Source organism: Cronobacter turicensis (assembly GCF_041222865.1).
Taxonomy (GTDB): domain Bacteria; phylum Pseudomonadota; class Gammaproteobacteria; order Enterobacterales; family Enterobacteriaceae; genus Cronobacter; species Cronobacter turicensis.
In genome coordinates this window covers 3,903,888-3,922,403 of the sequence record NZ_CP165997.1, presented here as the reverse complement: position 1 = coordinate 3,922,403, position 18,516 = coordinate 3,903,888, and the positions used below count along the sequence as shown (strand labels likewise).

The following is an 18,516-nucleotide window of genomic DNA, read 5'->3' as shown; positions in this document are numbered from 1 at the left end:
TTTATCAACAATCGGAGCGTGGCATTTTGCACCCTTGCCTGTAGTTTGCGGCTTCTGCGATCGCTCGCAAAACCCACAGCTTAGCGGGGCAGCGAAATTTTACGTTCCTTTGACGGGCGGTAGAGCACCAGCGTTTTTCCGATGACCTGTACATTACAGGCGCCGGTTTCACGCACGATGGCATCCACAACCAGGGTTTTAGTTTCGCGGTCTTCGGTGGCGATCTTCACCTTGATTAACTCATGGTGCTCAAGCGCTTGTTCAATCTCGGCCAGTACCCCTTCGGTCAAACCATTGTTGCCAAGCATAACCACCGGCTTGAGCGGATGGGCGAGACCTTTCAGGTGCTGTTTTTGTTTAGTACTCAGATTCATCGTATTTTTTGCTTACGTTGGGATTGAAAACGGGTCATTCTACCGCCATCTCCCAATTATCGCCAAATGGCAATACGTGGGTTTTTGAGCCTGCGGCTCACGATGAACCCGGATGGAATGTGAAATGACAGGTAAAAAGCGTTCTGCCAGCTCCAGTCGCTGGCTACAGGAACACTTTAGCGATAAATATGTTCAACAGGCGCAGAAAAAAGGGTTACGTTCCCGTGCCTGGTTTAAACTTGATGAAATACAGCAAAGTGACAAGATTTTTAAACCAGGAATGACGGTTGTCGATCTTGGCGCCGCGCCTGGCGGATGGTCACAGTATGTAGTCACGCAAATCGGAGGAGCAGGCCGTATTATCGCTTGCGATCTTTTACCAATGGATCCTATCGTTGGTGTGGACTTCCTTCAGGGCGACTTTCGTGATGAATTAGTCATGAAAGCGTTACTTGAACGCGTGGGTGACAGTAAAGTACAGGTTGTCATGTCAGATATGGCACCGAACATGAGCGGGACTCCGGCTGTAGATATCCCCCGCGCCATGTATCTGGTGGAACTGGCGCTTGAGATGTGTCGGGATGTCCTGGCGCCGGGCGGCAGTTTTGTAGTGAAGGTGTTTCAGGGCGAAGGTTTCGATGAGTACCTGCGGGAAATTCGCTCCCTGTTTACGAAGGTGAAAGTTCGTAAACCGGACTCTTCTCGTGCCCGTTCACGTGAAGTGTACATTGTAGCGACCGGGCGCAAACTATAGTACCCTGACGCTGTTTGTTAACACAGTTGTAATATGAGGTTAATCCCTTGAGTGACATGGCGAAAAACCTAATACTCTGGCTGGTCATCGCAGTTGTGCTGATGTCAGTATTCCAGAGCTTTGGGCCCAGCGAGTCGAGTGGCCGTAGGGTGGATTACTCTACCTTCCTGCAAGAAGTTAACCAGGACCAGGTTCGCGAAGCGCGTATCAATGGACGTGAAATCAACGTTACCAAGAAAGATAGTAACCGATACACGACTTATATTCCCGTAAACGATCCCAAACTCCTTGATAACCTGCTGACTAAAAACGTAAAAGTTGTCGGCGAACCGCCTGAAGAGCAGAGCCTGCTGGCCACTATCTTCATCTCCTGGTTCCCGATGCTGTTGCTGATTGGGGTCTGGATATTCTTTATGCGCCAGATGCAGGGCGGCGGTGGCAAAGGCGCCATGTCGTTCGGCAAAAGCAAAGCGCGCATGTTGACGGAAGATCAGATTAAAACCACTTTCGCTGACGTGGCAGGCTGCGACGAAGCGAAAGAGGAAGTCGCCGAGCTGGTGGAATACCTGCGCGAGCCGAGCCGTTTCCAGAAGCTGGGCGGTAAAATTCCGAAGGGCGTCCTCATGGTCGGCCCGCCGGGTACTGGTAAAACCCTGCTGGCGAAAGCTATCGCGGGCGAGGCGAAAGTGCCGTTCTTTACCATTTCCGGTTCTGACTTCGTAGAAATGTTCGTGGGTGTGGGCGCGTCCCGTGTTCGCGACATGTTCGAACAAGCTAAAAAAGCGGCGCCGTGCATCATCTTTATCGATGAAATCGATGCCGTGGGTCGCCAGCGTGGCGCCGGTCTTGGCGGCGGTCACGATGAACGTGAGCAGACCCTAAACCAGATGCTGGTTGAAATGGATGGTTTTGAAGGCAACGAAGGCATTATCGTCATCGCGGCGACTAACCGTCCTGACGTGCTTGACCCTGCGCTGCTGCGTCCAGGCCGTTTCGACCGTCAGGTCGTGGTTGGTCTGCCGGACGTGCGTGGTCGCGAACAGATCCTGAAAGTGCACATGCGTCGCGTACCGCTGGCGCCGGATATCGACGCGGCAATCATTGCGCGCGGTACGCCTGGCTTCTCCGGTGCTGATCTTGCTAACCTGGTCAACGAAGCGGCGCTGTTTGCCGCGCGCGGCAACAAACGTGTCGTTTCGATGGTTGAGTTCGAAAAAGCGAAAGACAAAATCATGATGGGCGCGGAACGCCGCTCCATGGTGATGACGGAAGCGCAGAAAGAATCCACCGCGTATCACGAAGCGGGCCATGCGATTATCGGCCGTCTGGTGCCAGAGCACGATCCGGTTCATAAAGTGACGATTATCCCGCGCGGTCGCGCGCTGGGCGTAACGTTCTTCCTGCCTGAGGGCGACGCTATCAGCGCCAGCCGTCAGAAGCTGGAAAGCCAGATTTCTACGCTGTACGGCGGTCGTCTGGCGGAAGAGATTATCTACGGGCCGGAGCATGTCTCCACCGGTGCGTCTAACGATATTAAAGTCGCGACTAACCTTGCCCGTAACATGGTGACCCAGTGGGGCTTCTCCGACAAACTCGGTCCGCTGCTGTACGCGGAAGAAGAAGGTGAAGTATTCCTGGGCCGCAGCGTGGCAAAAGCCAAGCATATGTCAGATGAAACGGCGCGTATCATCGATCAGGAAGTTAAAGCCCTGATTGAACGTAACTACAACCGCGCTCGTCAGATCCTGAACGATAACATGGACATCCTGCATGCCATGAAAGACGCACTGATGAAGTATGAAACCATCGACGCGCCGCAAATCGACGATCTGATGGCTCGCCGTGATGTTCGCCCGCCAGCGGGTTGGGAAGATCCGGGTGCCAACAACAACTCTGACAGCAATGGTACGCCGCGTGCGCCGCGTCCGGTTGATGAACCGCGTACGCCGAACCCGGGCAACACCATGTCTGAGCAGTTTGGCGATAAATAATTGCCTGCTGTAGCACCGCTGCATTAATTAAAACCCCGGCCTGTCCGGGGTTTTCTGTTTTCGTTCATTCAAGTTCATAAGGGAATGGCAATGAAACTCTTCGCTCAGGGCTCAACGCTCGAACTTTCTCATCCGCATGTCATGGGGATCCTGAATGTCACGCCGGATTCTTTTTCCGATGGTGGCCAGCACAACACGCTGACAGAGGCGGTAAAACACGCCAATGCGATGATTAACGCTGGTGCGACCATCATTGACGTAGGCGGAGAATCGACGCGCCCTGGCGCGGCGGAAGTGAGTGTGGAAGAAGAGCTTTCCCGCGTGGTGCCGGTGGTGGAAGCGCTGGCGCAGCGTTTTGAGGTCTGGGTGTCGGTCGATACGTCTAAACCAGAAGTGATCCGCGAGTCGGCGCGGGTCGGCGCGCATATCATCAACGATATTCGCTCGCTGACGGAGCCTGGTGCGCTTGAGGCGGCGGCAGAGACCGGTTTGCCGGTGTGTCTGATGCATATGCAGGGCCAGCCGAAAACGATGCAGCAGGCGCCGCACTATGAAGATGTTTTTGCCGACGTCACGCGTTTTTTTGAGCAACAGATCGCCCGCTGCGAAGCGGCAGGCATTACAAAAGAAAAAATCATACTCGACCCGGGATTCGGTTTCGGTAAAAATCTGACCCACAATTACCAGCTTCTCGCCCGGCTTTCAGAATTCCAGCGTTTCGAAATGCCTTTGCTGGTGGGAATGTCGCGTAAGTCGATGATTGGACAACTACTTAATGTCGGGCCCGATCAGCGTCTGCCCGGAAGCCTTGCCTGCGCGGTGATGGCGGCCATGCAGGGGGCGCAGATTATTCGGGTTCATGACGTCAAAGAAACCGTCGAAGCGATGCGCGTGGTGGAAGCAACTCTTTCAGCGAAGGATAAAAAATGTTATGAGTAACCGTAAATATTTTGGGACAGACGGCATTCGCGGTCGCGTGGGCGATGCGCCGATTACCCCGGATTTTGTCCTGAAACTTGGCTGGGCGGCGGGCAAAGTGCTGGCGCGTCACGGCTCCCGCAAAGTCATTATCGGCAAGGACACCCGTATTTCTGGCTATATGCTGGAATCCGCACTGGAAGCGGGGCTGGCTGCGGCTGGGCTTTCGGCGCTGTTCACCGGGCCGATGCCGACGCCTGCGGTTGCTTACCTGACGCGAACTTTCCGTGCTGAAGCCGGGATTGTTATCTCCGCCTCACATAACCCGTTCTATGACAACGGGATTAAATTTTTCTCCATCGAAGGCACAAAATTGCCGGACGAGGTAGAAGAAGCGATTGAAGCGGAGCTGGAGAAAGAAATCAGCTGTGTGGATTCCGCAGAGCTGGGTAAAGCGAGCCGTATTGTGGATGCTGCGGGGCGTTATATCGAATTCTGTAAAGGCACGTTCCCGAACGAGCTCAGCCTTAACGCGCTGAAAATCGTAGTGGATTGCGCTAACGGCGCGACGTATCACATCGCGCCTAACGTGCTGCGTGAGCTGGGCGCTCGCGTTATTACTATCGGCTCTGAGCCGGACGGGTTGAACATCAACGAGAAATGCGGCGCGACAGACGTTCGCCTGCTGCAGGAGCGCGTGGTGGCCGAGAAGGCCGATCTGGGTATCGCATTCGACGGCGACGGCGACCGCGTCATCATGGTCGACCATGAAGGCAACAAAGTTGATGGCGACCAGATACTGTACATCATTGCGCGTGAAGGGCTGCGTCAGGGACAGCTGCGCGGCGGCGCGGTCGGCACACTGATGAGCAACATGGGGCTTGAAGTTGCGCTCAAACAGCTTGGCATTCCGTTTGCGCGTGCAAAAGTGGGCGACCGCTACGTACTGGAAAAAATGCAGGAAAAAGGGTGGCGCATCGGGGCGGAAAACTCAGGCCACGTCATTTTGCTGGATAAAACCACGACGGGCGACGGCATTGTGGCCGCGCTGCAGGTATTAACCGCGATTGCGCGCAATCATATGAGCTTGCACGATCTTTGCAGCGGTATGAAGCTCTTCCCACAGATCCTGGTCAACGTGCGCTTTACGCCAGGCAGCGGCGATCCCCTGGAACACGCCACCGTGAAAGCGGTGACTGAGGATGTCGAGCAGGCGCTGGGTAAACGCGGCCGTGTGCTGCTGCGTAAATCCGGGACCGAGCCGCTCATCCGCGTGATGGTAGAAGGCGAAGACGAAGCGCAGGTGACGGAATTTGCGCATCGGATCGCGGATGCCGTGAAAGCGGTTTAAGCGCATGCATGTTTAAAAAGGCGGCGAAAGTCGCCTTTAAAATCGTCGTTTTAGCGCAATTTGCCGTTTTTTTCCGCAGTCAGCATTTGCCAGTAAAATTGCACTTGCGCGCCCAGAACTCTTTCGTTAGTATTCACACCCGCTTCAGTAGGGAATGACAAATACCCTGCTTTATTGGTTTGAAGCAATTGGCTGCGGTAACCCCGCAAGGAACAGGTTGATTATGTACGAAGCTCTTTTGGTAGTTTTCCTTATTGTAGCGCTGGGCCTTGTCGGTCTTATCATGCTGCAGCAAGGTAAAGGCGCTGATATGGGAGCCTCTTTTGGCGCAGGCGCTTCTGCTACGCTGTTCGGTTCAAGTGGTTCTGGTAACTTCATGACCCGTATGACAGCTGTGCTGGCAACCCTGTTCTTCATTATCAGCCTGGTGCTGGGTAACATTAACAGCAACAAAACCAGTAAAGGAAGCGAGTGGGAAAATCTGACTGCGCCAGCAAAAACTGAGCAGACTCAGCCCGCAGCGCCGGCTAAGCCGACCAGCGATATCCCGCGTTAATTTGTCAGCTTCGCGCAGTAAACAGAAACTGCGCACTATAGTGCCGAGGTGGTGGAATTGGTAGACACGCTACCTTGAGGTGGTAGTGCCCGATTGGGCTTACGGGTTCAAGTCCCGTCCTCGGTACCAAATCCCAGCAGAACTTGCAATTTAGACGTTTAAGGCGTAGTATTTGCCACGTTTTCGGACGCGGGGTGGAGCAGCCTGGTAGCTCGTCGGGCTCATAACCCGAAGGTCGTCGGTTCAAATCCGGCCCCCGCAACCACTTTCCCTGAGAGTTGTTTTTCAAATATACTGTGAAGTGCAGCGAATGCCTTCCTCACCGTTTTGAAAGAAAATTCCCTGGAAGGTGTTCCGGACCGCACATTGCGGTTTACAGGGTTCAGTTATTAAAAGCCCCGATTTATCGGGGTTTTTTGTTATCTGGCTAAAGAATAACTGGGCTATATGCCCTTTTTTTATGTCCTGGGGGTGGGCTTGTCCACATTAGAGCAAAAATTAACAGAGATGATTACGGCACCGGTGGAAGCGCTGGGCTACGAACTCGTCGGCATCGAATTCATTCGCGGTCGCACATCGACGCTGCGCATCTATATTGATAGTGAAGATGGCATCACTGTTGACGATTGTGCTGATGTCAGCCACCAGGTTAGCGCCGTTCTTGATGTCGAAGACCCGGTTACGGTGGCTTACAACCTGGAAGTCTCCTCGCCTGGCCTCGACCGTCCTCTCTTCACTGCCGAACATTACGCCCGTTACACTGGTGAAGAGGTGACGCTGGTACTGCGTATGGCGGTACAGAATCGTCGTAAGTGGCAGGGAGTCATTAAAGCCGTTGATGGCGAAATGATTACCGTTGCAGTTGACGGCAAAGATGAAGTGTTCGCGCTAAGTAATATCCAGAGAGCGAACCTGGTACCCCAATTTTAACAGTCTGGATTGAGGCGAAGGCCCCTGATGAATAAAGAAATTTTGGCTGTTGTCGAAGCAGTTTCCAACGAAAAAGCGGTTCCGCGCGAGAAAATTTTTGAAGCGCTGGAAAGCGCCCTGGCTACGGCAACCAAGAAAAAATATGAACAAGAGATCGATGTTCGCGTGAGCATCGACCGTAAAAGCGGTGATTTCGACACGTTCCGCCGCTGGGTTATTGTTGAAGAAGTTACCCAGCCGACCCGCGAAATCACGCTGGAAGCGGCGCGTTACGAAGATCCGAGCCTGAACGTCGGCGAGTATGTCGAAGATCAGATCGAATCCGTGACGTTTGACCGTATCACCACGCAGACCGCTAAACAGGTCATCGTACAGAAAGTTCGTGAAGCCGAACGCGCTATGGTCGTTGACCAGTTCCGCGAACATGAAGGTGAGATCATCACCGGCGTGGTGAAAAAAGTTAACCGCGAAAACATTACGCTGGACCTCGGCAGCAACGCCGAAGCGGTCATTTTGCGTGAAGATATGCTGCCGCGTGAAAACTTCCGCCCGGGCGACCGTATTCGCGGCGTGCTGTATGCAGTACGTCCTGAAGCGCGCGGCGCTCAGCTGTTCGTCACGCGCGCCAAACCGGAGATGCTGATCGAGCTGTTCCGCATCGAAGTACCGGAAATTGGCGAAGAAGTGATTGAAATTAAAGCCGCTGCTCGCGATCCGGGTTCACGCGCTAAAATCGCGGTGAAAACCAACGACAAGCGCATCGATCCGGTTGGCGCCTGCGTCGGTATGCGCGGCGCGCGTGTTCAGGCGGTGTCGACCGAGCTTGGCGGCGAACGTATTGATATCGTGCTGTGGGATGATAATCCGGCACAGTTCGTTATCAATGCCATGGCGCCGGCAGATGTCGCGTCTATCGTGGTAGATGAAGACAAACACACCATGGATATCGCCGTCGAAGCGGGTAATCTGGCGCAGGCTATCGGCCGTAATGGTCAGAACGTGCGCCTGGCTTCACAGCTGAGCGGCTGGGAACTCAACGTCATGACCGTTGACGATCTCCAGGCGAAACATCAGGCTGAAGCGCACGCCGCTATTGATACTTTCACGAAGTATCTCGACATTGATGAAGAGTTCGCCACGATTCTGGTGGAAGAAGGCTTCTCCACGCTCGAAGAACTGGCCTATGTGCCGATGAAAGAGCTGCTGGAAGTTGATGGCCTGGATGAGCCGACCGTGGAAGCATTACGCGAACGCGCTAAAAATGCGCTCACCACCCTTGCGCTGGCTCAGGAAGAGAGCCTCGGCGATAACAAACCGGCTGACGATCTGCTGAACCTTGAAGGTATGGATCGTACGCTGGCTTACAAACTCGCTGCTCGCGGTGTGTGTACGCTTGATGACCTCGCCGATCAGGGCGTGGACGACCTCGCGGATATCGACGGGTTGACCGATGAGAAAGCCGGTGAGCTTATCATGGCCGCTCGTAACATCCGCTGGTTTAGCGATGAAGCGTAATAAACTGTAGCAGGAAGGAACAGCATGACTGATGTAACCGTAAAAGCGCTGGCCGCAGAGATTCAGACCTCCGTGGACCGCCTGGTACAGCAATTCGCTGATGCAGGGATCCCGAAGTCCGCTGAAGACTCTGTGACGGCGCAAGAGAAACAAGCCTTACTGGCGCACCTGAACCGCGAACATGGTTCAGGGCCGGATAAGTTGACTTTACAGCGCAAAACGCGCAGTACTTTAAATATTCAGGGTACCGGCGGGAAAAGTAAGTCGGTACAGATCGAAGTCCGCAAAAAACGCACCTTTGTAAAACGTGATCCGCAAGAGGCAGAGCGTCTCGCCGCGGAAGAACAGGCGAAGCGTGAGGCGGAAGAGCAGGCCCGTCGTGAAGCAGAGGAAGCTGCCAAACGAGAGGCAGAGGAAAAAGCCAAGCGTGAAGCCGGCGATAAGGCTAAACGTGAAGCTGAAGAACAGGCTAAACGCGATGCCGCTGATAAAGCGAAACGTGAAGCTGCGGAAACGAGCAAAGTGAGCAATCAACAAACTGACGAAGTGAGCAAAGCTGCTCAGGCGGAAAAAGCCCGCCGCGAAGCTGAAGCCCTTGACCTTAAGCGCAAGGCCGAAGAAGAAGCGCGTCGCAAGCTGGAAGAAAACGCCCGTCGCGTAGCAGAAGAAGCCCGTCGTATGGCTGAAGAGAACGCGACCAAGTGGGAAAGCGGCAGCGAAGAAGAATCTGAAGACAGCAGCGACTACCATGTCACTACTTCCCAGCACGCACGTCAGGCAGAAGATGACAGCGATCGCGAAGTAGAAGGCGGCCGTAGCCGCGCGCGTCCGGCGAAAGCCGCACGCCAGAAGAAAAGCAACAAGCATTCCGAATCCAAAGCGGATCGCGAAGAAGCCCGTGCAGCCGTTCGCGGCGGCAAAGGCGGCAAGCGTAAAGGCAGCTCCCTGCAGCAGGGCTTCAACAAGCCGGCTCAGGCAGTTAACCGCGACGTTGTTATCGGCGAAACCATCACCGTCGGCGAACTTGCTAACAAGATGGCTGTAAAAGGCTCTCAGGTTATCAAAGCGATGATGAAGCTGGGCGCGATGGCGACCATTAACCAGGTTATCGATCAGGAAACCGCGCAGCTGGTTGCTGAAGAGATGGGCCACAAGGTTATCCTGCGTCGTGAAAACGAGTTGGAAGAAGCGGTAATGAGCGACCGTGATATGGGCGCACAGGCTGAGCCGCGCGCACCGGTTGTGACCATCATGGGGCACGTTGACCACGGTAAAACCTCTCTGCTTGACTACATCCGTTCCACAAAAGTGGCCTCGGGCGAAGCGGGCGGCATTACCCAGCACATCGGTGCGTACCACGTACAGACCGACAACGGCATGATCACCTTCCTGGATACCCCGGGCCACGCCGCGTTTACCGCGATGCGTGCACGTGGTGCGCAGGCAACGGATATCGTGGTTCTGGTTGTTGCGGCGGACGACGGCGTGATGCCGCAGACCATCGAAGCTATCCAGCATGCGAAAGCGGCGAAAGTGCCGGTTGTCGTTGCGGTGAACAAAATCGATAAGCCTGATGCCGATCCGGATCGTGTTAAAAACGAGCTGTCTCAGCACGGCATCATCCCGGAAGAGTGGGGCGGCGAGAGCCAGTTCGTCCACGTTTCTGCGAAAGCGGGCACCGGTATCGATGAGTTGCTGGACGCTATCCTGCTGCAGTCCGAAGTTCTTGAACTGCACGCGGTACGTAAAGGTATGGCGACTGGCGTAGTTATCGAATCCTTCCTGGATAAAGGTCGTGGTCCGGTTGCTACCGTTCTGGTTCGCGAAGGTACGCTGAACAAAGGCGATATCGTGCTGTGTGGCTTTGAATATGGCCGCGTACGTGCGATGCGTAACGAACTGAACCAGGAAGTCCAGGAAGCGGGTCCGTCCATTCCTGTTGAGATTCTGGGTCTCTCCGGCGTTCCTGCCGCGGGTGACGAAGTGACCGTGGTTCGTGATGAGAAGAAAGCGCGTGAAGTGGCTCTCTATCGTCAGGGCAAGTTCCGCGAAGTCAAACTGGCGCGTCAGCAGAAATCCAAACTCGAGAACATGTTCGCGAACATGACCGAGGGCGAAGTTCACGAAGTCAACATCGTGCTGAAAGCCGACGTACAGGGCTCCGTAGAGGCGATTTCCGACTCCCTGCTGAAACTCTCCACCGACGAAGTGAAGGTGAAGATTGTTGGCTCAGGCGTGGGTGGTATCACCGAAACCGACGCCACGCTGGCTGCGGCTTCCAACGCCATCTTGGTTGGCTTTAACGTTCGTGCCGACGCCTCCGCGCGCCGTGTTATCGAAGCGGAAAGCCTGGATCTGCGCTACTACTCCGTCATCTATAACCTGATCGACGAAGTGAAAGCGGCTATGAGCGGCATGCTGTCGCCTGAGCTGAAACAGCAGATCATCGGTCTGGCCGAAGTGCGCGATGTGTTCAAATCGCCGAAATTCGGTGCAATCGCGGGCTGTATGGTTACCGAAGGCACGATTAAGCGTCATAACCCAATCCGCGTACTGCGCGACAACGTGGTTATCTATGAAGGCGAGCTGGAATCCCTGCGCCGCTTCAAAGATGACGTTAACGAAGTCCGTAACGGCATGGAATGTGGTATCGGCGTTAAGAACTACAACGACGTCCGTGTTGGCGACATGATCGAAGTCTTCGAGATCATCGAAATCCAGCGCAGCATCGACTAATCCCTGTTTGCCCGGCGGCCGAACGTTTGCCGGGCGTGGATTAGGACATATTTGTAGGCCGGGTTAGCGAAGCGCCACCCGGTATGAATATTCAAAAGGGGCTAATAGCCCCTTTTTTGTCTGGAGATTTTATTATGGCGAAAGAATTCGGTCGCCCGCAGCGCGTCGCGCAGGAGATGCAAAAAGAAATTGCCATCATTCTGCAGCGCGAAATCAAAGATCCGCGCGTTGGGCTGATGACCACCGTATCGGGCGTTGAAGTATCCCGCGACCTGGCGTACGCCAAAGTGTTCGTGACGTTCCTGAACGATAAAGACGATGCGGCGGTAAAAGCCGGTATTAAAGCGCTGCAGGATGCCTCAGGCTTTATCCGCTCGCTATTGGGAAAAGCCATGCGCCTTCGCATCGTGCCGGAACTGACCTTCTTCTACGACAACTCGCTGGTAGAAGGGATGCGCATGTCCAACCTGGTCACCAGCGTAGTGAAACACGACGAAGAACGTCGCGTTAATCCGGACGACGACAAGGAGGAATAATGAGTCGTCCTCGTCGTCGCGGTCGCGACGTGCATGGCGTGTTGCTGCTGGATAAGCCGCAAGGGCTCTCCTCTAACGACGCGCTGCAAAAAGTAAAGCGTATCTATAACGCGAATCGAGCGGGCCATACCGGCGCGCTGGATCCGTTGGCGACTGGCATGTTGCCCATTTGTCTCGGCGAAGCGACCAAGTTTTCCCAGTATCTGCTCGATTCCGATAAGCGTTACCGTGTAATTGCACGCCTCGGACAGCGCACTGACACTTCCGATGCCGACGGCACGGTGGTGGAAGAGCGCCCGGTCACCTTCAGCGAGCAGGAACTGCAGGATGCGCTGGAGAGTTTTCGCGGCGACACCCTGCAGGTGCCGACCATGTTCTCGGCGCTGAAATATCAGGGCAAGCCGCTGTACGAATATGCGCGTCAGGGTATTGAAGTGCCGCGCGAAGCGCGTCCGATTACCGTTTATGAGCTGCTGTTTATTCGCCATGAAGGCGATGAACTGGAGCTGGAAGTGCACTGTTCGAAAGGCACCTACATCCGCACCATCATTGACGATTTAGGCGAAAAACTCGGCTGCGGCGCGCATGTGATTTACCTGCGCCGCCTGGCGGTCAGTAAGTATCCTGTCGAGCGTATGGTGACGCTGGAGCAGCTCAATGCGCTGCTTGAAGAGGCGCAGACGCGTGAAATTGCGCCGTCTGAACTGCTCGATCCGCTGTTAATGCCGATGGACAGCCCGGCGGCGGACTATCCGGTGGTTAATCTTCCGCTGACGTCATCCGTTTACTTTAAGAATGGCAACCCGGTGCGTACCAGCGACGCGCCGTCAGAAGGCCTGGTGCGTGTGACGGAAGGCGAAGCGCAAAAGTTTCTCGGCATGGGTGAAATCGACAGCGAAGGGCGCGTGGCGCCCCGCCGCCTGGTCGTAGAGTATCCGGTTTAACGCGCGTCGCTACCTTGCGATAACAAGCCGTGACAGGTAGAATATTGCGGCTAAACACTACGTCCGTCATTTTAATGCAGACGTAGCCCCGGGTGGCTGAATTAGAGATCGGCACCCTTATTTTTTATAAACTGGAGTTGAAAATGTCTCTAAGCGTTGAAGCTAAAGCTAAAATCGTTTCTGAGTTTGGTCGTGGTGAGAACGACAGCGGTTCTACCGAAGTTCAGGTTGCACTGCTGACTGCGCAGATCAACCACCTGCAGGGCCACTTCGCAGAGCACAAAAAAGATCACCACAGCCGTCGTGGTCTGCTGCGTATGGTTTCTCAGCGTCGTAAACTGCTCGACTACCTGAAACGTAAAGATGTAGCACGCTACACTGCGCTGATCGAGCGCCTGGGTCTGCGTCGCTAATCACTGCGAGTTTCAGAAAAGGGGCCTTTACGGCCCCTTTTTTCGACCAGACGGCAGCAATTGCGAGTAAACTCATGTATTGTTGCTAAGTATGATCTTCGTTGCAGAGGTTCGCGCGGCTAATGAGAGGCTTGATTCGCACAGGCGGGTTAGGGTTGTCATTAGTCGCGAGGATGCAAAGAGGATCGGGTACTGTCAGCACGGCTTTAGGCGTGCTGTTCTTCATTTAGAAAGGGTATAATTTTGCTTAATCCGATCGTCCGCAAATTTCAGTATGGTCAACATACTGTCACTCTTGAAACCGGAATGATGGCTCGTCAGGCCACTGCTGCCGTTATGGTAAGCATGGATGACACTGCGGTATTCGTGACCGTGGTTGGCGCTAAAAAAGCGAAGCCGGGCCAGGACTTTTTCCCGCTGACTATTAACTATCAGGAGCGTACCTACGCTGCTGGCCGTATCCCTGGCGGTTTCTTCCGTCGTGAAGGTCGTCCGAGCGAAGGCGAAACGCTGATCGCGCGTCTGATTGACCGCCCGCTCCGCCCGCTATTCCCGGAAGGCTTCGTTAACGAAGTTCAGGTTATCGCGACCGTCGTTTCCGTTAACCCGCAGGTTAACCCGGATATCGTTGCGATGATCGGCGCGTCCGCCGCGCTGTCTCTGTCCGGTATTCCGTTCAATGGCCCGATTGGTGCTGCCCGCGTGGGTTACATCAACGACCAGTACGTACTGAACCCGACCCAGGATGAGCTGAAAGCCAGCAAACTGGATCTGGTGGTTGCCGGTACCGAAAGCGCCGTGCTGATGGTGGAATCCGAAGCTGAACTGCTGAGCGAAGATCAGATGCTGGGCGCCGTGGTATTTGGCCACGAGCAGCAGCAGGTTGTGATTCAGAATATCAACGATCTCGTGAAAGAAGCGGGCAAACCGCGCTGGGACTGGCAGCCTGAAGCCGCGAACGAAGCGCTGAACGCGCGCGTTAAAGCGCTGGCTGAATCTCGTCTGAGCGACGCTTACCGCATCACCGACAAACAAGAACGTTATAGCCAAATCGACGCTATCAAAGCGGACGTTATCGCGGCACTGCAGGCTGAACAGGCCGAAGGCGACGCGCTTGACGAAAACGAACTGGGCGACATCCTGCACGCTATCGAGAAGAACGTTGTTCGTTCGCGTGTGCTGGCTGGCGAACCGCGTATCGATGGCCGCGAAAAAGACATGATTCGTGGTCTGGACGTGCGCACTGGCGTACTGCCGCGTACTCACGGCTCTGCGCTGTTCACCCGTGGTGAAACGCAGGCGCTGGTTACCGCGACGCTGGGTACCGAGCGCGACGCGCAGAACATCGACGAGTTGATGGGCGAGCGTACTGACCGCTTCCTGTTCCACTACAACTTCCCTCCGTACTCTGTTGGCGAAACCGGCATGGTCGGTTCTCCGAAGCGTCGTGAAATCGGTCACGGTCGTCTGGCGAAACGCGGCGTACTGGCAGTGATGCCGGCAGCTGATCGCTTCCCGTACACCGTACGCGTAGTATCTGAAATCACCGAATCCAATGGTTCTTCTTCTATGGCTTCCGTGTGTGGCGCTTCTCTGGCGCTGATGGATGCAGGCGTGCCGATCAAAGCCGCTGTCGCGGGTATCGCGATGGGCCTGGTGAAAGAAGGCGAAAACTTTGTCGTACTGTCCGACATTCTGGGTGACGAAGACCACCTGGGCGACATGGACTTCAAAGTAGCGGGTTCCCGTGAAGGTATCACTGCGCTGCAGATGGATATCAAAATCGAAGGCATCACCAAAGAGATCATGCAGGTGGCGCTGAACCAGGCTAAAGGTGCGCGTCTGCACATCCTTGGCGTGATGGAACAGGCTATCAACGCGCCGCGTGGCGATATCTCTCAGTTCGCACCGCGTATTCACACCATCAAGATCAGCCCGGACAAGATCAAAGACGTGATCGGTAAAGGCGGTTCTGTGATTCGTGCGCTGACCGAGGAAACCGGCACTACCATCGAAATCGAAGATGACGGTACCGTGAAAATCGCCGCGACCGATGGCGAAAAAGCGAAGCATGCGATTCGTCGTATCGAAGAAATCACCGCTGAAATCGAAGTGGGCCGTATCTACAATGGTAAAGTGACCCGTATCGTTGACTTCGGCGCCTTCGTCGCGATCGGCGGCGGTAAAGAAGGTCTGGTACACATCTCTCAGATCGCTGATAAGCGTGTTGAGAAAGTGACCGACTATCTGCAGATGGGTCAGGAAGTACCGGTTAAGGTACTGGAAGTTGACCGTCAGGGCCGCGTACGTCTGAGCATTAAAGAAGCGACCGAGCAGACTCAGGAAGCTACAGCCCCTGCTGCGCCGGAAGCCGAGTAAGGTTTGCCGTTTAGCTCTCCGTGGCGACACGGAGAGCGATTTGTTACGAGGCAGGATGCCCCGTTTGCAGCCGGGGGACAGGACGTTCATCCAATAGTTGTCTTCGGGAGTAGGAAATGAAGCCTTTATTGCGCTGGTGTTTCGTTGCGACAGCACTCACGCTGGCAGGATGCAGCAACTCTGCCTGGCGTAAGAGCGAGGTCCTGGCGGTGCCATTGCAACCGGCCTTGCAGCAAGAAGTGATCCTCGCACGCATGGAGCAGATCCTCGCAAGTCGGGCTTTAACCGATGATGAACGCGCACAGCTTTTATATGAGCGCGGAGTGTTGTATGATAGTCTTGGTTTGCGAGCACTGGCGCGGAATGATTTTTCACAAGCGCTGGCTATCCGACCCGATATGCCTGAAGTATTCAACTACTTAGGCATTTATTTAACGCAGGCAGGCAATTTTGATGCTGCCTATGAAGCGTTTGATTCTGTACTTGAGCTTGATCCAACTTACAACTACGCGCATTTAAATCGCGGTATCGCCCTCTATTACGGTGGACGTTACCGATTAGCGCAAGATGATCTGCTGGCGTTTTATCACGACGATCCCAATGATCCTTTCCGTAGTCTGTGGCTCTTCCTTGCTGAAAGCAAAATGGATGAGAAACAGGCCAAAGCGGCCTTGCAAGAACGCTTTGAGAAATCGGACAGAGAACAGTGGGGATGGAACATTGTCGAATTCTGGCTCGGCGACATTAACGAAAAAACGTTAATGGAACGCCTGAAGGCAGACGCAACGGATAACACCTCGCTCGCTGAGCATCTCAGTGAAACCAACTTCTATTTAGGTAAGTACTACCTAAGTCTGGGGGATAAGGACAGCGCCACGGCACTGTTCAAATTAGCGGTTGCTAACAACGTCCACAACTTCGTTGAGCACCGTTATGCATTGTTGGAATTAGCGCTCTTGGGCCAGGAGCAAGATGACCTGGCAGAATCGGACCAGCAATAGCTGACGAACATTTCAGCCCACGGATTTTTTTATTAAAGTCATCACCTTAACCGGTGAGGGCCTGTTTGTTCGTTAATACACCTACTTTGAGCCGGTTCACACTTTTAATGAGAATTGCAGAAAATTTTCACGATGAGTTATGTAGACTGGCCGCCATTAATTCTGAGGCACTCGTACTACATGGCTGAATTCGAAACCACTTTTACTGATCTGGGGCTGAAGGCTCCTATCCTTGAAGCCCTTAACGATCTGGGTTACGAAAAACCATCTCCAATCCAGGCAGAATGTATTCCGCATCTGCTGGGCGGTCGCGACGTTCTGGGTATGGCCCAGACCGGTAGCGGCAAAACCGCAGCGTTTTCACTGCCGCTGCTCCATAACATTGATGACACTCTGCGCGCGCCGCAGATCCTGGTGCTGGCACCGACCCGCGAACTGGCGGTTCAGGTTGCTGAAGCCATGACTGATTTCTCTAAACATATGCATGGCGTAAACGTCGTGGCCCTGTATGGCGGCCAGCGTTATGACGTGCAGCTGCGCGCTCTGCGCCAGGGTCCGCAGATCGTGGTCGGTACGCCGGGCCGTCTGCTGGATCACCTCAAGCGCGGCACGCTGGATCTTTCTAACCTGAAAGGCCTGGTACTGGACGAAGCAGACGAAATGCTGCGTATGGGCTTCATCGAAGACGTTGAAACCATCATGGCGCAGATCCCGGCTGAACATCAGACCGCGCTTTTCTCCGCGACCATGCCGGAAGCGATTCGTCGCATCACCCGTCGCTTTATGAAAGAGCCGCAGGAAGTGCGCATCCAGTCCAGCGTGACGACTCGCCCGGACATCAGCCAGAGCTACTGGTCTGTTTACGGCATGCGTAAAAACGAAGCGCTGGTGCGTTTCCTTGAATCGGAAGATTTTGACGCGGCGATTATTTTCGTTCGTACCAAAAATGCGACCCTGGAAGTGGCTGAAGCGCTGGAGCGCAGCGGTTACAACAGCGCCGCGCTGAACGGCGACATGAACCAGGCCCTGCGCGAGCAGACCCTGGAGCGCCTGAAAGATGGTCGTCTGGATATCCTGATCGCAACCGACGTTGCGGCGCGTGGTCTGGACGTTGAGCGTATCAGCCTCGTAGTAAACTACGACATCCCGATGGACTCCGAGTCTTACGTTCACCGTATCGGCCGTACCGGTCGTGCAGGTCGTGCAGGCCGTGCGCTGCTGTTCGTTGAGAACCGCGAGCGTCGTCTGCTGCGTAACATCGAACGCACCATGAAGCTGACCATTCCGGAAGTGGAACTGCCGAACGCAGAATTGCTGGGCAAACGCCGTCTGGAAAAATTCGCCGCGAAAGTTCAGCAGCAGCTGGAAAGCAGCGATCTGGACCAGTACCGTGCGCTGCTGGCTAAGCTTCAGCCGGAAGGCGAGCTGGATGTGGAAACGCTGGCTGCCGCGCTGCTGAAAATGGCGCAGGGCGAACGTCCGCTGATCCTGCCGCCGGATGCGCCGATGCGTCCGAAGCGCGAGTTCCGCGATCGCGATGACCGTTTCGAGCGCCGTGGCGACCGCAACGAGCGTGGCCCGCGTACCGAGCGTAGCGGTGCCGGTGAAGAGCGTCCGCGTCGTGAGCGTCGTGAAGCAGGCGATATGGAACTGTATCGCATCGAAGTGGGCCGTGATGATGGCGTTGAAGTGCGTCACATCGTGGGCGCTATCGCCAACGAAGGCGATATCAGCAGCCGTTACATTGGTAACATCAAGCTGTTCGCGTCTCACTCCACTATCGAGCTGCCGAAAGGCATGCCGACCGAAGTGCTGCAGCACTTCACCCGTACGCGTATTCTGAACAAACCGATGAATATGCAGCTGATGGGTGATGCACAGCCGCGCGGCGATCGTCGTCCTGCTGGCGGCGGCGGCCGTGGTTTCGGTGGCGAGCGTCGTGAAGGCGGTCGCGGTGAAGGCCGTAGCGAAGGTCGTCGTTTCAGCGGCGAACGTCGCGAAGGCGGTCGTAGCTTCGGTGGCGAACGTCGTGAAGGCGGCCGCGGTCCGCGTCGTGATGACGCAGCGACCCCTCGTCGTCGTTTCGGCGACGCATAAGCGCAGCGAGTCTGACAACAA

The 18,516-nt window shown here is 55.0% G+C and carries 16 protein-coding genes and 2 tRNA genes; 17 read left to right on the top strand and 1 reads right to left on the bottom strand.

The window, feature by feature from the left end:
• Positions 1-80: 80 nt before the first annotated feature.
• The gene (yhbY, locus tag AB8W27_RS18725) at positions 81-374 is read right to left on the bottom strand and encodes a ribosome assembly RNA-binding protein YhbY (RefSeq protein WP_007704969.1); all 294 of its coding nucleotides are present in this window, start codon (positions 372-374) and stop codon (positions 81-83) included.
• A 124-nt stretch (positions 375-498) separates the two neighbouring features.
• Between yhbY and rlmE the strand changes: the two genes are divergently transcribed.
• The 17 genes from rlmE to AB8W27_RS18640 all read left to right on the top strand — a co-directional run bounded on the left by rlmE (position 499) and on the right by AB8W27_RS18640 (position 18,495).
• The gene (gene rlmE, locus AB8W27_RS18720) at positions 499-1,128 is read left to right on the top strand and encodes a 23S rRNA (uridine(2552)-2'-O)-methyltransferase RlmE (RefSeq protein ID WP_004385066.1); all 630 of its coding nucleotides are present in this window, start codon (positions 499-501) and stop codon (positions 1,126-1,128) included.
• Positions 1,129-1,184: 56 nt separating this feature from the next.
• On the top strand, positions 1,185-3,119 hold the full coding sequence (ftsH, locus tag AB8W27_RS18715) for an ATP-dependent zinc metalloprotease FtsH (RefSeq protein ID WP_041923116.1): 1,935 nt from the start codon (positions 1,185-1,187) through the stop codon (positions 3,117-3,119).
• A 90-nt stretch (positions 3,120-3,209) separates the two neighbouring features.
• Positions 3,210-4,058: a dihydropteroate synthase gene (gene folP / locus AB8W27_RS18710; protein WP_041923117.1), complete on the top strand. Its 849-nt coding sequence runs from the start codon at positions 3,210-3,212 to the stop codon at positions 4,056-4,058.
• Positions 4,051-5,388 carry a phosphoglucosamine mutase gene (gene glmM / locus AB8W27_RS18705; RefSeq protein ID WP_012815020.1) on the top strand — a complete coding sequence of 446 codons (1,338 nt, stop codon included), beginning with the start codon at positions 4,051-4,053 and terminating at the stop codon, positions 5,386-5,388. Before folP ends, glmM begins: the two co-directional genes overlap by 8 nt.
• Before the next feature lie 223 nt (positions 5,389-5,611).
• A complete protein-coding gene (gene secG, locus AB8W27_RS18700) occupies positions 5,612-5,944 on the top strand; it encodes a preprotein translocase subunit SecG (RefSeq protein WP_007704983.1) in 333 nt (110 codons plus the stop codon).
• A 42-nt stretch (positions 5,945-5,986) separates the two neighbouring features.
• Positions 5,987-6,073, top strand: a tRNA-Leu gene (locus tag AB8W27_RS18695).
• A 59-nt stretch (positions 6,074-6,132) separates the two neighbouring features.
• Positions 6,133-6,209, top strand: a tRNA-Met gene (locus AB8W27_RS18690).
• 212 nt (positions 6,210-6,421) lie between these two features.
• On the top strand, positions 6,422-6,874 hold the full coding sequence (rimP, locus tag AB8W27_RS18685; protein ID WP_012815023.1) for a ribosome maturation factor RimP: 453 nt from the start codon (positions 6,422-6,424) through the stop codon (positions 6,872-6,874).
• A 27-nt stretch (positions 6,875-6,901) separates the two neighbouring features.
• Positions 6,902-8,389, top strand: coding sequence for a transcription termination factor NusA (gene nusA, locus AB8W27_RS18680; protein ID WP_012815024.1), 1,488 nt, complete (start codon positions 6,902-6,904; stop codon positions 8,387-8,389).
• Between the two features lie 24 nt (positions 8,390-8,413).
• Positions 8,414-11,125 carry a translation initiation factor IF-2 gene (gene infB / locus AB8W27_RS18675; RefSeq protein WP_012815025.1) on the top strand — a complete coding sequence of 904 codons (2,712 nt, stop codon included), beginning with the start codon at positions 8,414-8,416 and terminating at the stop codon, positions 11,123-11,125.
• Positions 11,126-11,259: 134 nt separating this feature from the next.
• Positions 11,260-11,661: a 30S ribosome-binding factor RbfA gene (gene rbfA / locus AB8W27_RS18670; RefSeq protein WP_007766816.1), complete on the top strand. Its 402-nt coding sequence runs from the start codon at positions 11,260-11,262 to the stop codon at positions 11,659-11,661.
• A complete protein-coding gene (gene truB, locus AB8W27_RS18665; RefSeq protein ID WP_012815026.1) occupies positions 11,661-12,605 on the top strand; it encodes a tRNA pseudouridine(55) synthase TruB in 945 nt (314 codons plus the stop codon). Before rbfA ends, truB begins: the two co-directional genes overlap by 1 nt.
• A gap of 143 nt (positions 12,606-12,748) precedes the next feature.
• Positions 12,749-13,018, top strand: coding sequence for a 30S ribosomal protein S15 (rpsO, locus tag AB8W27_RS18660; protein WP_004385056.1), 270 nt, complete (start codon positions 12,749-12,751; stop codon positions 13,016-13,018).
• Positions 13,019-13,261: 243 nt separating this feature from the next.
• Positions 13,262-15,397, top strand: coding sequence for a polyribonucleotide nucleotidyltransferase (gene pnp / locus AB8W27_RS18655; RefSeq protein ID WP_012815027.1), 2,136 nt, complete (start codon positions 13,262-13,264; stop codon positions 15,395-15,397).
• 116 nt (positions 15,398-15,513) lie between these two features.
• Positions 15,514-16,398 (top strand): lipoprotein NlpI, encoded by an 885-nt coding sequence (gene nlpI / locus AB8W27_RS18650; RefSeq protein ID WP_007766827.1) that lies wholly within the window; start codon positions 15,514-15,516, stop codon positions 16,396-16,398.
• A gap of 107 nt (positions 16,399-16,505) precedes the next feature.
• Entirely contained in the window at positions 16,506-16,586 is an 81-nt protein-coding gene (gene yrbN / locus AB8W27_RS18645; protein WP_105580823.1) for a protein YrbN, read from the top strand.
• The gene (locus AB8W27_RS18640; protein ID WP_012815028.1) at positions 16,579-18,495 is read left to right on the top strand and encodes a DEAD/DEAH family ATP-dependent RNA helicase; all 1,917 of its coding nucleotides are present in this window, start codon (positions 16,579-16,581) and stop codon (positions 18,493-18,495) included. Before yrbN ends, AB8W27_RS18640 begins: the two co-directional genes overlap by 8 nt.
• Positions 18,496-18,516: the final 21 nt, after the last annotated feature.

Bases quoted from the DNA above. Each gene is read 5' to 3' on its own strand.
- yhbY (WP_007704969.1), bottom strand. From the start codon at position 374: ATGAATCTGAGTACTAAACAAAAACAGCACCTGAAAGGTCTCGCCCAT.
- rlmE (WP_004385066.1), top strand. From the start codon at position 499: ATGACAGGTAAAAAGCGTTCTGCCAGCTCCAGTCGCTGGCTACAGGAA.
- ftsH (WP_041923116.1), top strand. From the start codon at position 1,185: ATGGCGAAAAACCTAATACTCTGGCTGGTCATCGCAGTTGTGCTGATG.
- folP (WP_041923117.1), top strand. From the start codon at position 3,210: ATGAAACTCTTCGCTCAGGGCTCAACGCTCGAACTTTCTCATCCGCAT.
- glmM (WP_012815020.1), top strand. From the start codon at position 4,051: ATGAGTAACCGTAAATATTTTGGGACAGACGGCATTCGCGGTCGCGTG.
- secG (WP_007704983.1), top strand. From the start codon at position 5,612: ATGTACGAAGCTCTTTTGGTAGTTTTCCTTATTGTAGCGCTGGGCCTT.
- nusA (WP_012815024.1), top strand. From the start codon at position 6,902: ATGAATAAAGAAATTTTGGCTGTTGTCGAAGCAGTTTCCAACGAAAAA.
- infB (WP_012815025.1), top strand. From the start codon at position 8,414: ATGACTGATGTAACCGTAAAAGCGCTGGCCGCAGAGATTCAGACCTCC.
- rbfA (WP_007766816.1), top strand. From the start codon at position 11,260: ATGGCGAAAGAATTCGGTCGCCCGCAGCGCGTCGCGCAGGAGATGCAA.
- truB (WP_012815026.1), top strand. From the start codon at position 11,661: ATGAGTCGTCCTCGTCGTCGCGGTCGCGACGTGCATGGCGTGTTGCTG.
- rpsO (WP_004385056.1), top strand. From the start codon at position 12,749: ATGTCTCTAAGCGTTGAAGCTAAAGCTAAAATCGTTTCTGAGTTTGGT.
- nlpI (WP_007766827.1), top strand. From the start codon at position 15,514: ATGAAGCCTTTATTGCGCTGGTGTTTCGTTGCGACAGCACTCACGCTG.
- yrbN (WP_105580823.1), top strand. From the start codon at position 16,506: ATGAGAATTGCAGAAAATTTTCACGATGAGTTATGTAGACTGGCCGCC.
- AB8W27_RS18640 (WP_012815028.1), top strand. From the start codon at position 16,579: ATGGCTGAATTCGAAACCACTTTTACTGATCTGGGGCTGAAGGCTCCT.